Origin of the sequence: Saccharolobus shibatae B12, assembly GCF_019175345.1 — an archaeon.
In the GTDB taxonomy this organism is placed as follows: domain Archaea; phylum Thermoproteota; class Thermoprotei_A; order Sulfolobales; family Sulfolobaceae; genus Saccharolobus; species Saccharolobus shibatae.
In genome coordinates this window covers 2628459-2641862 of record NZ_CP077717.1, presented here as the reverse complement: position 1 = coordinate 2641862, position 13404 = coordinate 2628459, and the positions used below count along the sequence as shown (strand labels likewise).

Annotated in this window: 19 protein-coding genes; 11 read left to right on the top strand and 8 right to left on the bottom strand. The window is 35.8% G+C overall.

The window, feature by feature from the left end; genetic code table 11:
* Both J5U23_RS14115 and J5U23_RS14110 read left to right on the top strand, forming a co-directional pair.
* The gene (locus J5U23_RS14115) at nucleotides 1–183 is read left to right on the top strand and encodes a hypothetical protein (RefSeq protein WP_218260338.1); all 183 of its coding nucleotides are present in this window, start codon (nucleotides 1–3) and stop codon (nucleotides 181–183) included.
* Nucleotides 180–437 (top strand): hypothetical protein, encoded by a 258-nt coding sequence (locus J5U23_RS14110; protein WP_218265740.1) that lies wholly within the window; start codon nucleotides 180–182, stop codon nucleotides 435–437. The genes J5U23_RS14115 and J5U23_RS14110 overlap by 4 nt, the downstream gene beginning before the upstream one ends.
* A gap of 316 nt (nucleotides 438–753) precedes the next feature.
* On the opposite strand, the gene J5U23_RS14105 is transcribed toward J5U23_RS14110, so the two are convergent.
* Genes J5U23_RS14105 through J5U23_RS14090 form a run of 4 tightly spaced genes read right to left on the bottom strand, consistent with a single transcriptional unit; the run spans nucleotide 754 to nucleotide 2107 of the window.
* Nucleotides 754–1272, bottom strand: coding sequence for a DUF1286 domain-containing protein (locus J5U23_RS14105; RefSeq protein WP_218265739.1), 519 nt, complete (start codon nucleotides 1270–1272; stop codon nucleotides 754–756).
* Nucleotides 1272–1652: a hypothetical protein gene (locus tag J5U23_RS14100; protein WP_218260334.1), complete on the bottom strand. Its 381-nt coding sequence runs from the start codon at nucleotides 1650–1652 to the stop codon at nucleotides 1272–1274. Before J5U23_RS14100 ends, J5U23_RS14105 begins: the two co-directional genes overlap by 1 nt.
* 9 nt (nucleotides 1653–1661) lie before the next feature.
* Nucleotides 1662–1877 (bottom strand): helix-turn-helix domain-containing protein, encoded by a 216-nt coding sequence (locus J5U23_RS14095; protein ID WP_244988744.1) that lies wholly within the window; start codon nucleotides 1875–1877, stop codon nucleotides 1662–1664.
* 38 nt (nucleotides 1878–1915) lie between these two features.
* Nucleotides 1916–2107: a hypothetical protein gene (locus J5U23_RS14090; protein ID WP_218265738.1), complete on the bottom strand. Its 192-nt coding sequence runs from the start codon at nucleotides 2105–2107 to the stop codon at nucleotides 1916–1918.
* 391 nt (nucleotides 2108–2498) lie between these two features.
* Here J5U23_RS14090 and J5U23_RS14085 point away from each other — a divergent pair, with 391 nt between their 5' ends.
* Nucleotides 2499–3341 carry a hypothetical protein gene (locus J5U23_RS14085; RefSeq protein WP_218265737.1) on the top strand — a complete coding sequence of 281 codons (843 nt, stop codon included), beginning with the start codon at nucleotides 2499–2501 and terminating at the stop codon, nucleotides 3339–3341.
* On the opposite strand, the gene J5U23_RS14080 is transcribed toward J5U23_RS14085, so the two are convergent.
* Nucleotides 3338–3592 carry a hypothetical protein gene (locus J5U23_RS14080; RefSeq protein WP_218265736.1) on the bottom strand — a complete coding sequence of 85 codons (255 nt, stop codon included), beginning with the start codon at nucleotides 3590–3592 and terminating at the stop codon, nucleotides 3338–3340. The two genes, J5U23_RS14085 and J5U23_RS14080, sit on opposite strands and share 4 nt — an antisense overlap.
* A gap of 40 nt (nucleotides 3593–3632) precedes the next feature.
* Between J5U23_RS14080 and J5U23_RS14075 the strand changes: the two genes are divergently transcribed.
* Entirely contained in the window at nucleotides 3633–4154 is a 522-nt protein-coding gene (locus J5U23_RS14075; protein WP_218265735.1) for a hypothetical protein, read from the top strand.
* Here J5U23_RS14075 and J5U23_RS14070 read toward each other — a convergent pair.
* A complete protein-coding gene (locus tag J5U23_RS14070) occupies nucleotides 4144–6159 on the bottom strand; it encodes a VirB4 family type IV secretion system protein (protein WP_218265734.1) in 2016 nt (671 codons plus the stop codon). The two genes, J5U23_RS14075 and J5U23_RS14070, sit on opposite strands and share 11 nt — an antisense overlap.
* Before the next feature lie 42 nt (nucleotides 6160–6201).
* Here J5U23_RS14070 and J5U23_RS14065 point away from each other — a divergent pair, with 42 nt between their 5' ends.
* On the top strand, nucleotides 6202–6465 hold the full coding sequence (locus tag J5U23_RS14065) for a hypothetical protein (protein ID WP_218265733.1): 264 nt from the start codon (nucleotides 6202–6204) through the stop codon (nucleotides 6463–6465).
* Here J5U23_RS14065 and J5U23_RS14060 read toward each other — a convergent pair.
* Nucleotides 6455–6982: a hypothetical protein gene (locus tag J5U23_RS14060; RefSeq protein ID WP_218265732.1), complete on the bottom strand. Its 528-nt coding sequence runs from the start codon at nucleotides 6980–6982 to the stop codon at nucleotides 6455–6457. The two genes, J5U23_RS14065 and J5U23_RS14060, sit on opposite strands and share 11 nt — an antisense overlap.
* A 60-nt stretch (nucleotides 6983–7042) precedes the next feature.
* On the opposite strand from J5U23_RS14060, the gene J5U23_RS14055 reads away from it, so the two are divergent.
* Genes J5U23_RS14055 through J5U23_RS14040 form a run of 4 tightly spaced genes read left to right on the top strand, consistent with a single transcriptional unit; the run spans nucleotide 7043 to nucleotide 12126 of the window.
* On the top strand, nucleotides 7043–8923 hold the full coding sequence (locus tag J5U23_RS14055; RefSeq protein WP_218265731.1) for a hypothetical protein: 1881 nt from the start codon (nucleotides 7043–7045) through the stop codon (nucleotides 8921–8923).
* A gap of 31 nt (nucleotides 8924–8954) precedes the next feature.
* Complete coding sequence (locus tag J5U23_RS14050; protein WP_218265730.1) at nucleotides 8955–9524, top strand: hypothetical protein; 570 nt, start codon at nucleotides 8955–8957, stop codon at nucleotides 9522–9524.
* Nucleotides 9525–9548: 24 nt separating this feature from the next.
* Nucleotides 9549–11747 carry a hypothetical protein gene (locus J5U23_RS14045; protein ID WP_218265771.1) on the top strand — a complete coding sequence of 733 codons (2199 nt, stop codon included), beginning with the start codon at nucleotides 9549–9551 and terminating at the stop codon, nucleotides 11745–11747.
* A gap of 40 nt (nucleotides 11748–11787) precedes the next feature.
* Nucleotides 11788–12126, top strand: coding sequence for a hypothetical protein (locus J5U23_RS14040; RefSeq protein ID WP_218265770.1), 339 nt, complete (start codon nucleotides 11788–11790; stop codon nucleotides 12124–12126).
* 1 nt (nucleotide 12127) lies between these two features.
* Here J5U23_RS14040 and J5U23_RS14035 read toward each other — a convergent pair whose 3' ends face one another.
* The gene (locus J5U23_RS14035) at nucleotides 12128–12508 is read right to left on the bottom strand and encodes a hypothetical protein (RefSeq protein WP_218265769.1); all 381 of its coding nucleotides are present in this window, start codon (nucleotides 12506–12508) and stop codon (nucleotides 12128–12130) included.
* 42 nt (nucleotides 12509–12550) lie between these two features.
* On the opposite strand from J5U23_RS14035, the gene J5U23_RS14030 reads away from it, so the two are divergent.
* On the top strand, nucleotides 12551–13153 hold the full coding sequence (locus tag J5U23_RS14030) for a hypothetical protein (protein WP_218265768.1): 603 nt from the start codon (nucleotides 12551–12553) through the stop codon (nucleotides 13151–13153).
* Nucleotides 13150–13398, top strand: a complete 249-nt coding sequence (locus J5U23_RS14025; RefSeq protein WP_218265767.1) for a hypothetical protein — start codon at nucleotides 13150–13152, stop codon at nucleotides 13396–13398. The genes J5U23_RS14030 and J5U23_RS14025 overlap by 4 nt, the downstream gene beginning before the upstream one ends.
* Nucleotides 13399–13404: the final 6 nt, after the last annotated feature.

The window sequence follows — 13404 nt, the reverse complement described above, 5'->3', positions numbered from 1 at the left end:
ATGACTGAAGTTCTGCAGACTCAAAAGAATATTGAGTACTTAGTAAAGTTACTGAGGGTCTACTTTCAACTAGACGAAGTACTTAAATTTGCAATAGAGGAGTTAGCTGACGATGAGGTCGTAGTAGAAATTTCTCAAGTTAAGGATAGGGTAAGGATGGTAATACAGAGGCTGATCCAGTGACCGAGCAGATCGTTTTGGATTATGTTTCGATTTACAAACAAGTTGAGGGTTGGCTTGTCAATAACATATTATCACAATTACCGTACCCTAAAAAGGAGCTCAAGCTTTCCTCTATTAATATCTCATTGACCGTGGATAACAAAATAATTGCTTACATTAAATTCTACGTAAAAATAGGATACCTCGATATAGAGAAAGAGCTGGAAGGCTCGTTATATTTAATCGACGGTAAAAGCAAACTCATTCTAAAATAACTGGATTTTTATTCAGTAAACTGGGGAGTTTACTGAAAATTTTGCACACAAAACTCCCGCTTGGGATCCAACACTTGCGCATTTACTTCTAACTTAACAGTTTTTCAAAATTCAATGAGAAGAAAGCTTAATAGTTAGGAGGATAAGATTAAATTAGGGATGAGGGGGGTCAGGTCAGAGCAACGGCGTCCTATCATAGGTCAACTCGTGTCGTGCTCATCATCCCCTCATCCCCGATTTCTAATTCTGTAAAAAGTTATTTAAAAATATTTCTGTTTTTATTTTTGCCAGATTAATATCTCATTAGGAATAATAGTTATATTTTCATTGAGATTAGAAACATTATTACTCCAGCTATCATTGCTAAACCGTTAATTGCTGGGTTATCATATCTGAAATGTGCTAATGCAAATCTTCTCCATTTTCCGTGTTTTTTAACGTAGATTCCTCTTTCGGTAAAAACGTCTAAGAGCATATGGGAGGGTCCAACAACCAGACCGTTTAACAGTGTTAGTAACACTACTTTATTGTTAAGTGAGAAATAGTATTCGTGATAGCTAAACCCATAAATCAATAGGGGGATAAGGACCGGGACTACGGAGGCAATACCCCAAATTACACTTCTGGGGATTGTGTGGGTCAACGGTGTCCTTACCGGGATATATCCGTATCTGGTTGTAATTTCCTTATGGCCGATCCTATCAATCAAGGAATTACCTATTACTGAAACTATTCCGCTAAAGAGTAAAGTGTAGTAAAAATATTCATGAAAGAGTACGGAGTCCAGAAGTGTCAATAGTCCCGTCGAAAAGATGTAATGGGTTCTCAACTTCATTAGAACCTCCTCAAAGCGTCTAACAAACTTTTTAGCAATTCTACTTCAGCTTTAACTTCGCTTTCTAATGTCCTTTTCAAGGGAAGTATTCTATTTGTTTGAAAATTTAGATTCAGCATTGTATTATCATTTAAAGGGTATAGAAACACTGAGATTTTGTCTTTTAACTTACTATTTTTATTATAAATCTCCCATACGACATCAACGTTACTGAAATAAAGTATGGCATTATATTTATTATTAATAATATATGATAAATTCCCCGCAACTTCTATACTCTTTACGTCATAAAATAGTCTAAGAATCCCAGGAGAAATGAAAAATCCCTTAAGCTTTCTATAATTATAAGGGAGTTCTGTTTTTATTATTATTTCCTTCATTTTACCACCTCAGTTAGAATTTTTCAAAACCTTAATGCTATAAAATTCTAAATCGTCTAAATCTAGCATAAGTTGAGCTATAGTTCTTATTGTTTCATCAATATAGTATTTATTTTCTTGTTTCTTCACAATCCCAGCTATTGTTAAAAATTCTAAAAGATGATATACTGCTTCTTCTCTAATTCCAGTTTTCTTTGCTATTTCTTCTACAGTATTATTGTCAATATTCGCTAATACTACTAAAATTATAATATCAATGCTATCTAAATCATTAAATAAATTGCTAGAAATATCATACCACCTCCTGCAAGAATTACGCTAAGATTTCTATACACTCTTGCGAGCTTAGGTTGAACATTTAGCTCATATAGTAGTAGATAAACTGCACTATAGAACAGAAAAATTACGGTAGTAATTAGAAGCATTATTTTTATAACAATATCGAACGGGAGCACTTTTCCACCTTAAATAATTCTGCTTTTTAAACATCGGGATGGATATCGCTGATCTTAATTTCGGTTCACTAATTTTTTGAAAGGACCGTCCAATAGTGACAATGTTATTAGAACGGCAGAACTAATAATTGTGGCAATATCTTTATGCATTATTATTCCTATTATAATAAAGAATGTAGCTCCAGATAATGCATATACTAAATTCGCTTTCTTCATGTCATTAGTGCATTTTTAAAATACATTATGAAGATAAATACTGAAAACCTTCTTTTCCATTATAGAACTAATACCTAAATATTCTAGATTATTTTACGATAAACAGGGGTGTTTCTGGTAATACCGAATTTTTTAACATAATACATTCAGGTTTTAAAAGTGCTATATTCTTTAAATGAACCTGGAAGAATGCACTATCATAAAAAACTATGAAGGATTTCTCGTAGACAGTTGTACGGGCGAAGTAATAACTGATGAATACAGGTTCAGTTACGAAAGATATGACAATCTGATCCCCGTTAATGTTAAAAAGGTTGATAGTTCTGATGAGGAGAAATATCTACAGTATATGAAATTGAGGGATTGGAAGAATCAGGAACTCGACAACATTATTAAACTTCTCTTTTTAAGGATTGGAGACGAGAAAATAAGAGAAGAATTTCTTTCGATTGTGGAAAATGCTAAGAAATACGGCAAAGCAGGGGTATTAGCAGCTTTCGCCATAGCGCACTACCTTAACGGAATTTCCGTTAGGACAAAGAAACTTAGGGAAGAATTTGCAGTAGGCATGTTCGAATACAGACAAATTCGAAAAATTCTACAATTGAAAATCAAAAAATCGGTTAATGATATAGACAAATTAGTGTTAAATAATCTAGAAGAAGAGGAGTTAAAGAAAAAGTACATGGAGTTGAAGGAAAAAGGAGTGTTTTCTGGAAAAAGTGTTTCATCAAGGATAAAAATACTTTTAGGGGAAAGACCTAGTGTCACAAAATCACCTCCTAAGAAAAATAATGAGAAAGTGATGGAAGTAATTGACGATAAGGGACATGTGTTATGTCCTAAATGCGGCATGATAGGTTTTATAATTATGCGAGAGAAGAAGGGACATATATATTATTACATTCAACATTATGTAAAATATTCATATAAAGAACATTATTTAGGAAAGAACATTAGATTACAAAAAAGGATATATTTTTCAGAAAATTCACTGGGTAACTTGATTTATTCCTAAATGTTATTTTTTACAAATTTTAGACATTCTTCTACAAGTTTTTTCGCTTTATTTTCGTCTGTAAGTTCTTTTTCCGAAACTACCAACTTTCCATCCCCGATACATTGTACATCGTATTTCCCGTCAAAACGAGGCACAACGACAAAAAGGGGGACGGAAATTTTAGTATACGTCTCGACGACGGGTAACTTCACATTCACCGTGATATTATTTTGCTTCATAATTTCCGAAAATTTTTCTATCCAGCTCATGTTTCTCACGAATTTGATATATAAAAATAGTCTGAAACTTATGAGGAAGAAATTCGCATATACTGAAACTCTATCGAGTACGGGAGGAAAGAACATTGCAATTCCAGGGTTGGGCGAAATCAGTGAAGCTAAAATGATGGTTGCGATAATGATAATAATATTGGGGTTTATTATCCACACTTCATTGCAAGTGCATATTACCGCATTGCTTATAGGTCTGGTAATCCTCGCAATACCAGAAACTTCAGTGGGGTTCGATAAAACATTAGCTGGAATAATAGACTATTATTTTACTAAGAAAACAGAGAAGCAGAAGACTGAAAAAAAGAAGAATATGGGGACTGCTAAAAAGAGTACTGCTGCAAAGAATAAGGAACTTATTGCCATAGAAAGATTCTTGGGAAATTACGGGCGATCTATCGTAGGGGCTTTATCAATAATATTGGCGATATGGTTAGCAGATACTAACATTGCGGTGTATTTCGTAGAGATAATTATACTTCTAACTGTAGGACTTATAATGTTGATAACGGACTATCTAATAAAAGTAGTTAAGCAATAACTTTTTTTGTTTTAACTTCCTCCGTTTCAAATGCTTCCAGTTCTTTTGTAGTTAGCTTCACATAGATCGGGGTCTTTATGTTTCCTAAATTTAATATCCCCATTCCAGGGGAGGCGTGCTGGACGAAATCTATCTCATTCTCTGTTAGCCCAGCAAATTCTGCTAATTCTTTCTCTACCAGCTTATCATCTTTCTGCTTAAGTATTATACGTGTAGCAGCATTTTCATAGACAGCTTTAGCTTCCTCGTTATTCGTAAAGTCCGTAATTAATTGTGACATCGCGATAACTGATGTATTTAGATTCCTAGTCTCTCTGAAGAACCTCGACATTATATCCGCTAGCTCCCTTCTTGCAAGTATTCTATGAGCCTCATCGATTACCACAATTTTCTTTATGCTCTTAGGGAGTGAGTATAACTTTACTAGAATAGCGTTAAGAAGTAAACCCATTGCAGTCTGAAGCGTAGTCACGTCGTTTATTTTGAAGCCTATTACAACTACGTTTTTTTCGAACTTCGGCGGTTCACCTTGGAAAATGTTCCTGAAAGCTCCATCAACTGCCCTGGCAACATAGTATGAGGCTTCCTGCTCTTTCAGATTGCTACTATCTCTTAGATATTCATAAAGTTCCCTTAAGTTTGATATCCTCTTTTCTATCCCGTTTATTTTAGTCAGTCCTGTGATTACAGCAATATCAATAACTCCTTTTAATTCTGCTGGCACTTCAAACGCTTGATAGAGGTAATTTAACGCCATTTCAACGGGCATTGCTGCAGGGTCAATTGAATGTAAGAGAACGGGATCAAGACCCATAGGTTTTCCTTCCTCTAAGAATTTGTTCTCTACATCTAGATTGAGTTCTTTAGCTATAAACTCGTTATAGAAGCGGTTGTAGTTCCCTATAGGATCTAGGACAAATAGGAAAAAGTCCTCCTCCCTTTCTTTCAATCTCTTTAATAATCTATACTGTAACGCCGCTATGCTAGTAGTCTTCCCAGCTCCAGAGAACCCGCTCACTATTATATGCCCATTTTCCTTGTATTTCCTATCCCAGGGGTTAATTACTACTGGAGATCCTCTATCAGTTATTGCGAAAAATATACCATTTTGCTCTATAATAGATGAATCTACAAATGGATAGAGATAACCGAGTCTTACATTAGTCGTAATCATTGTAAGTCTCACCCAATCGATCCTCCAATTTTCTATGAGTTCTTTCTGAACGTATTTCGGAACATCTAGTTTAGTGACACACCACGTCTTAGAATTAGCAATAACTGAATCTGTAGCTTCTTTGAGAACGTTAAGATCGTTGTCTACTAAAATTAACATATAGGTAAATTTATGGGTTGATGCATTATTCAATCTGTCTTGTTCTAGAAGTGTCAGATGTTCCATATGCTTTTGTCTCCAACTGGTAGTTGTAGCTAAGCTTCTTCTTGCGGATTCTCTTTTGAATGCAGCAATATGGTAATCCACTTTAGATTCTGGGACGTGTTCTATCCTCATCAGAAGTTCAAGGTGTAACGGCATTATATTTAAGGGATAAAGTCTAGCCAAACAGGCCTCTTCAATATCCATACCTGGAGGCTCTCTAATGTCTGGTACCAAAGCCCTAGCAAACCTACCGTCCTCAAGAATAACGTAATCTTTGTGTTTCTTCTCTCTGTCAATTTTGTAAATAGGTAAGGGGAAGTCTACTTCTTTTCCCCTCATTATCTGTAACCTATCGTTTTTTGGAATTCCTACGTAGAACCTAGGTATTTGTAGATATAAGTTTGAGAACAGTTCTTTTTCAAATTCTACTAATTCCTCCCTGTAACTTGCATAGACATACATTTTCTCATGAGATGAAACTTCTGCCATGAACTTTCCATATTCGGATTCCCTATCCGATTCGCTGTAAAACAGTACTGGATAACCTTGAACCTCATACCATCTCAATTCTCTCATTTCTTCAATCGGAGTTTTTACCGATTTCTTCTGCTTGTTTTTGTCACTCATCAGTATCTGTTAATTTATAAATATGAAAATAAGTGAAGAAGGATGTTAAGAAAGTTAGTGCAAATAGGAAAAAAGATGAGAAAGAACGGAATGCATGAAACGACCTGGTATACATTCGGTGCTGCAGCGGGTGCCGCAATCGTAGGCAATACAATATTAAGCAATGTAAATGTAGCTGGACTAAATGCAGCCACAGTAACGGATATCATTGGCGGTGGTCTAGCAGCAGCTGGTTTCTATGAGTTAACTAACATAGTCACACCTAAGATCGTTCTATGGTTAGAGAAGAGGAAGGCTAAGCAGTAAATATATCCTTCAAAAAAAGATAATATATATTTTTTCTTCTATATTCTTCACTTATTCTAATATAATCTGGAGGATGCGAATCCAGAATCCAAACTAGAAATCTTATAATTCTACTTTTAGGTCTCGGATATCTAGCTTCGTAGGTAGTAGCGTTCTTAAAAGCGTATAAGTCTGCATCCTGCTCTATTTTCCAATTTATCATTATATAAGACAAATAGATTGTTATTAGGAAAAACAGTGAATAGGAGAGCAATGAGGTGAAGAAAGCCATAATAATCAGCTGTAGTAGTGCGAGTTTCTTCTGTTTCAGATGATAACTCTCGTGAAGCAATGCAAATTTCGATAAACTCCCCAGTTTACCGTAAATGATTATTTTATTAACAAAAGTTAGGGCTGCGGCATTAGGAGTTTCAGACTCGGCGTAAATTATCCCATCATGCTCTTTTGCCCTTTTTCTGATTATTATGTATTGTGTATACTGCTTAATTATTCCTATAAGGAGAACTGAAATTAACATTATTAAACTTATGAGGATCTTCATCCCATTATTTATTAATTAATAAATAACAGAGGAGTTATGGCTAAAGACTATCGTAGCGGAAGTATGTGGGCTTTAGGACTAGCCATCTTAGTTTTATTATTTGTATATCTATTACCATATTATTCTAGCTTAGGACAGCAAGTCACCATACAGCCACCTCCTACAGTAACACAGCCTAAGCCGATTAACATAACATCGCATCCTATACCACAGCAGAACTATACTGTAGTTTATTCTGCTCCAAACATCTCGACACTATTAGAAGTACCAGCTAGTCTTCTATCAAACTATACAATTCAAATAAATGGAAATTCTAATTTACTCGCAGTACTGCTTAAGGCTTTGAGCTTAAACGCTTCAGAAATATCTCCAGAAGACTATCAGAAGTTCTTACAAATAGCGAGTGTCCTCTATAGTCACGTGACCAATTACTCGCCTACTCCAATAATAAATAATGTAATAATTTTCATTCCGTCAAACGTTACATTTCCAACAAGCTTTCCTACAGATTGGTCTTATCCTCCATCGGATTTAGTAACATTAAACTCCCCAGTTTACTCAATAATCGACATGTATCCTGTAACTTTAACCATGAGTGTTACATACAGTACGAATATGTATCTCGCACATTCGTCGACTTCTCAAAACGGGAATCAAACAATAATCAATAGATATTACGGAATGAAAGTTTGGGGTACAGTATACCTTCTAGCAAATAATAACGTTATAGCGTCGAATAATTTTCAGATTTCTTACGAGGCAGTTCCAAACTATGAGTTACCTTACCCTGGAGCTCCCATATATCAAAACACGTTTCAGATTTCGGGAGACATAAATGTACCTCCAGGCGTCCCAGAAACTGTTTATTTACAATATACGATAACCGCATATCAATATACTAAGACGACTACGAGCGGAAACGTCACATACATTAATCACTACCCAACTGATCCCTCTTTCAATTACCAAGAAAAAACTTACAATTGGTATGATTACAGCATTACAATTCCGATTACAATTGAAGTATTTAACGGTACAAATCCAACAACTGAAGTGGGTAATAATATATACAACACAAGGGATATTAGTACTTATTTCTCATATACTACTTGGAGTTCCGAACCCCAACCTAACAGTACTATTATAACAACTTATGACCATATTAACATTGTTAACTATTCGATTAAGAGAACATGGAATGCTGGGAGTATTGAAGTAATTCCTCAAGAATATACCCAACAAAACGGGAATACAATAAACTACTATCTTTCTTTTAATGTCCAAAATAATTTAGTCCAGCCACCTTCATGGATCTATCAAAAAATGAACGAAAATGTCACGGTGAAAGAGGAATGGTATAACTTCTTGAACCTGGTCGCTTTTGCCTATACTTTATATCATCTTGCAAATGGGAACCTTACAGCCTACGATTATTATGTCTCGATGGCAACTTTCTATAACGGAAATAGTACAAGTGGATATTATAAGATGTATAATGATAGCTTAACATTGTTCAGTGTATTCTCCCCATGGAACATTACAAAAGGTATTCTCGACTTAACCGGAGTAGGCGTATGGAATTCAATATGGTATTATGTTAAGGGCTTGCAGATAATAAACACATCATTTTATGGACTATTAGATAGTAACAATCAGTCATGGCTCATTTACGATCCCGTAGTAGTTTATGCTACATATTACAATGAAGAACCGCTCGGTTTTCAATTTACATCGTATCCTAATTACAATTTTACTCCAGTATCGAGTATTCTGGAACCTTTTCCGCAAGTGATTGAGGCTGTTAAGGGAATATATTATAGCTATCCGTTACCTTATACTATATTTACATTTGATAAGCAGATCGTGAATTTCAAATACTATTATAATCCCACTATAGACAAGGTAATAAGTCTCTGAGATTTTTAAATACCAAAAAGGTGGAGAGGAAATGAATAAAGGGTTAATAGGTATAATAGTAGCTTTAGTAGTAATAATAGGGGTAATAATGGGACTTATATTACTAAATCATAAACCGACGAGTACTAGTCCTAGTTCTACTCAAACTACTTCACCCAGTATTATAACAACTACTTCAACTGGTACCGCAAATTCATCAACAACTACTTCAAGTATAACACAGACCACAGTACAGCCTAACCAGTCCGTGATAATATTCTATAAACATAACAACACATATTATGTGTTCTTAATACCGTATACAAATAGTTCTGGACCTGTGCTGCCTAACATCACGTGGTGGGATATCGTGAACGCAGAAGTAGTTTACTATGAAAGAACTTATATCAGAGCAACACCGATTAGTATAGGTTTCGATAATATAACCTTTGATGTATTAACAACACCCCAGGGTAAACCGTTCTATAAATTGAGTAACGGATATGCTATGGTATTTGCACAGCTATATGGAAATTATACATTCACAAAGGGCGAGGTATACAAAGCTTATATAGGAACTCCAATGGGAATAGCAATCCCCATTACGGTTGAGTACGAATAATTTATAAATAGTATATCTTCCGAAATGAAGGAAGTTAAAGTCAAAATATTTTTAGCGGTTTTCTTATTCCCAGCTTTAATATTATCTAATTCCTTATTGGTAATGGCAGCTACTGGATCAAGTAACCCCCAATTAGCTACATTTCTCAGTTATCTCGCTGCACTTATAGAACTGATGGCGTTAATAGCGATCAGAAAAGACTTTACATACGGACTTACCCTGATGGCAGCTGGAGCTATTGTTGCAGTTCTTACAGCACAATACACATCTAATAATGGGACAATTACAGCATTAAATAACGGTGTCCTTACTGTATATGTTAATGTTTATCAATACTATCCAGGAGGAGCGTTTGGGATAGGAGCACATTGGAATTATGCTCCTGATAATGTGTTTGATCCTGGACAACCAGCATATATAGTAGTTGTCGTTTCACCATATTTCGGTCAGGCAAATGTTAATATTACAATATATTGTCCTAGCGGTTCTGTAGATCCAATAGTAAATGCACCTTTCTATCAAACATTTAACGCAGGTCATGGTAAAACGTTTACAGGGTATATTGTCGAATTTATACCAGAAACTGGCAGATATGATATTGTAGTTACTGCCTCATATGTTGATGGAAATACGATCTATTACGGCACCGGGGAAACGGCATTTGTCGCAGAACCTGGAAGTATAGGATCATTTTTTATTAGTGCTCTCCAGGCGTTAAGTAGCTATTTCATAAGCGGAGTAGGATCTGTAGTCCCTGGATTAAACTCTGGAATTGCTAGTTCTATAAGTAGTCTAATATATGTACCAACACTAGAAGGAAACTCGGCGTCTAATGTAGGGACTTTAGCATATAACTTCTTTAATAATGTCTTTATGCCGTTTGCAACTACATATGTTCCACTATTCTTGACGGCGACAGTTGGAATTAACGCATTTCTCGGTAACTATGGAGACTTCTACGATCTGTTAAGAGATCTGATATACAAGGTGGGAGTTTACTGGATCTTTACGTCTGCAGGAGTTATAATTTGGGACCAGAGTGCCCAAGTTCTCAATTACTTAGCATCCCAAATATTGCCTTCAACCTATATACAGATGCTGGCTAGCGATGTGGCAGGGCTATTAACTACTACTGGAGCTCTATTCGGTCTTGCAACTGCGTCAAACGTATTCGGTGATGCGTTATCCCAGGCATTTACGTTTATGCTGGAACTGACTATTGCGATATTTATGGCGGGCTTAATCAGACAAGTGTTACTGTTAACTTTAGCTGCTTTGATTCCATTCTTGGCTGCACTTTGGGTATTTGAATGGACTAGAAGGTTTGTCGATATTATAGTTGAAGTCGGTCTAGCTTTCGTGATAAGCGGTGTAGTAGACGCCCTAATCCTGAGGTTTATCATAGCTTATTCGGGAGGATGGCTGTGGCTGATGGGACCAATATTCATCTTTACGTGGGTAATGATGGGCTTGGGCGTAGCGAGAGCAGCGGGTGCAGCAAGAGGTGCAGCAAGTTTCGCGTCGCATGCTGTAGGTTCGGCATCTGCAGAGACAACGCAGAGAACCGTAAGTGCTGCGAGTGAGGCAAAAGAAAGACTTCAGAATTACATGTCGGAAAGGAAGGAAAACAAAGCAGCTAGACAAACAATAGAGGCTATAGCTCCTCAGCTAACGCCAAACTTAGGGAGCACTAAGCCTAAAGAAATAGTAGGGCTAGCGAAAGATTCTGACTTTTACACAAAGTATGATGAAGCAAAGCAGAGATTAGATAAGGCTGCAAAGGAAGCTGCAGGTTTAGGAGTAAGTAAAGACGAATTAATCAGGCTTGCAGCTATAAACGATGAAAAACAGTTAGATAAGGAATTGCAGAAATATACTCCACAACAAAGAGCTGCGATAAACGAATATTTAGACGCTAACAAAGAAGTTGAGAAATACAAAGCTGCGGAATATTTAAGGAATGTCCAAGCTGGATTGGCTTCTCTTAACCTCAGAGGCGTTAAGGTAGATCCGTGGAAGGTCCAGGAGGCTGCAGAATCTTTACCGCCTAACACAAGCTTAAAAGACGCTCAAAAAATGATGGGCACAGAGCTATTCTATCAATATCTAGTTTTACAGAATTTACAGAATAATGCAGCGCTAGGAATGAAGCCGAGGGAAGCAGCAGATCGTGCATATGTTGATGCCAATATGTACTACTTCTTCAGTAAACTAAATCCCTAAGAGAAATCCTTTTTTATTCTTAAAATCAAATATTATACTTATGAAGAAGGATGAAAAGGACTGGCTTCATACTGATCCAGATTATCATGAAATGGATCCAGTTGAGAAAGGACTTTATAATAAAGGTTGGAAGTGGTTAGCGAAAGAGATGTATCATCAGAGAAAAATGGCGAAAATGAATGAGGAGTGGTGGAGGAAAAATGCAGGAGTAAGTCCACTCCCGTCTTACAAACAACAAAAGAAGAAAATAATGAAATCGTCAGGAAACGGATCTGCAGTATGGCCTATATTAAAAATAGTACTAATTTTCGGCGGGATTTTCTTCCTTTTATGGCTAATTGGTCAAATGATGTTATCAATAAACACTGGGATTCCCTGAATTAGATTTTATTTTTTATGACAATAAATATTCGATATGCATCTCTAACTCCATCAATCTTAACTATCTTGTCATTTTTTAATAAAAAGTATAAATTATCACCGTTAAGGTCTATCTCTTTAACGTCTTTCCATGAGAAATAAAGCTTCTTTTTCTTTCCAGTTATCCTCCATACCCCGCTGTCATTATACGCATATTTAGGCATGAAATAATAACCTAAGATCGCTATCATATCCAAAAACACTAGTCTGTAATTAAAAAACGTAAATAGAATCACAATAACTGTAAGGGCTAACATTGTCATATCTCTCTTTGTAGAGATATAGTTTAGATCTTTTTGTGAAGGGAATAATAAGTGTTTTATCTTTTCTGCTACACTCATCACTTACATATTATTTTTAAATTGCTTAAATGATGGGGAAAGATGAAAAAGGACGTATTAATTGCATCTGTATTTATTGCTATAATAGTTATTGCAGCAGTCGTAGGAATAATCGAACATAAGAATACAGACACTAAGAAAGTAACGAGTAATACGACAACTAACACGAATGCACACAAGAACAACACGACTTCCACAATAACTACGAGAAATGAAACAGTTAAAGTGAGTAATGTTAGCGTAAAATACGTTCTTTATTACGAGTTTGTTCTTAACAAGACAGGAAATATTACAATAACATGTGTAAATGGGACTTATCTAATAGTTCTGAATGGCGTACTTAATTATCCCCCGTCGTATATAGAAAACGGATCTTACACTATAATATCTATTGAAGGAAGTATAAGCTTCCCTAACGGTACGATAAAATACTTCGTAATCCCCGCTTATCAAGATATAATAATAAAGAATGATAATCCTACAAAGTTCTATATTGTACTGGAAGGAAATAGCCCAGCACTGTCTACGCTGTATAACTATATTGAATACTTACTAAAGCAAGGGATAGATAGTGTTCAAGTGACTTTTGATTTGTTGCAGAATGACCAGTTCAGCTATCAAATCCAGGGGGTGATTAACTTATGATGGGATTGGAAGGAGCCGCAAACTATCTAGTCTCATTATTAATGCAGCTATTTAATATAGTGTACAACGTAGGGGAGGAGCTCTTCGGAGGATTACCGCAAACCTATTTAACCGTTTTTGCATTCCTAGTAACAGCAACATTGCCTTCGGCGTTAATGTATGTTTTTGTAGCGTATAGAAAATACATTCTATATCTGCTGTTATTCGGCTGGTTTCTATTCATCCTAGCAGTTATTTTATTCTAATTGATT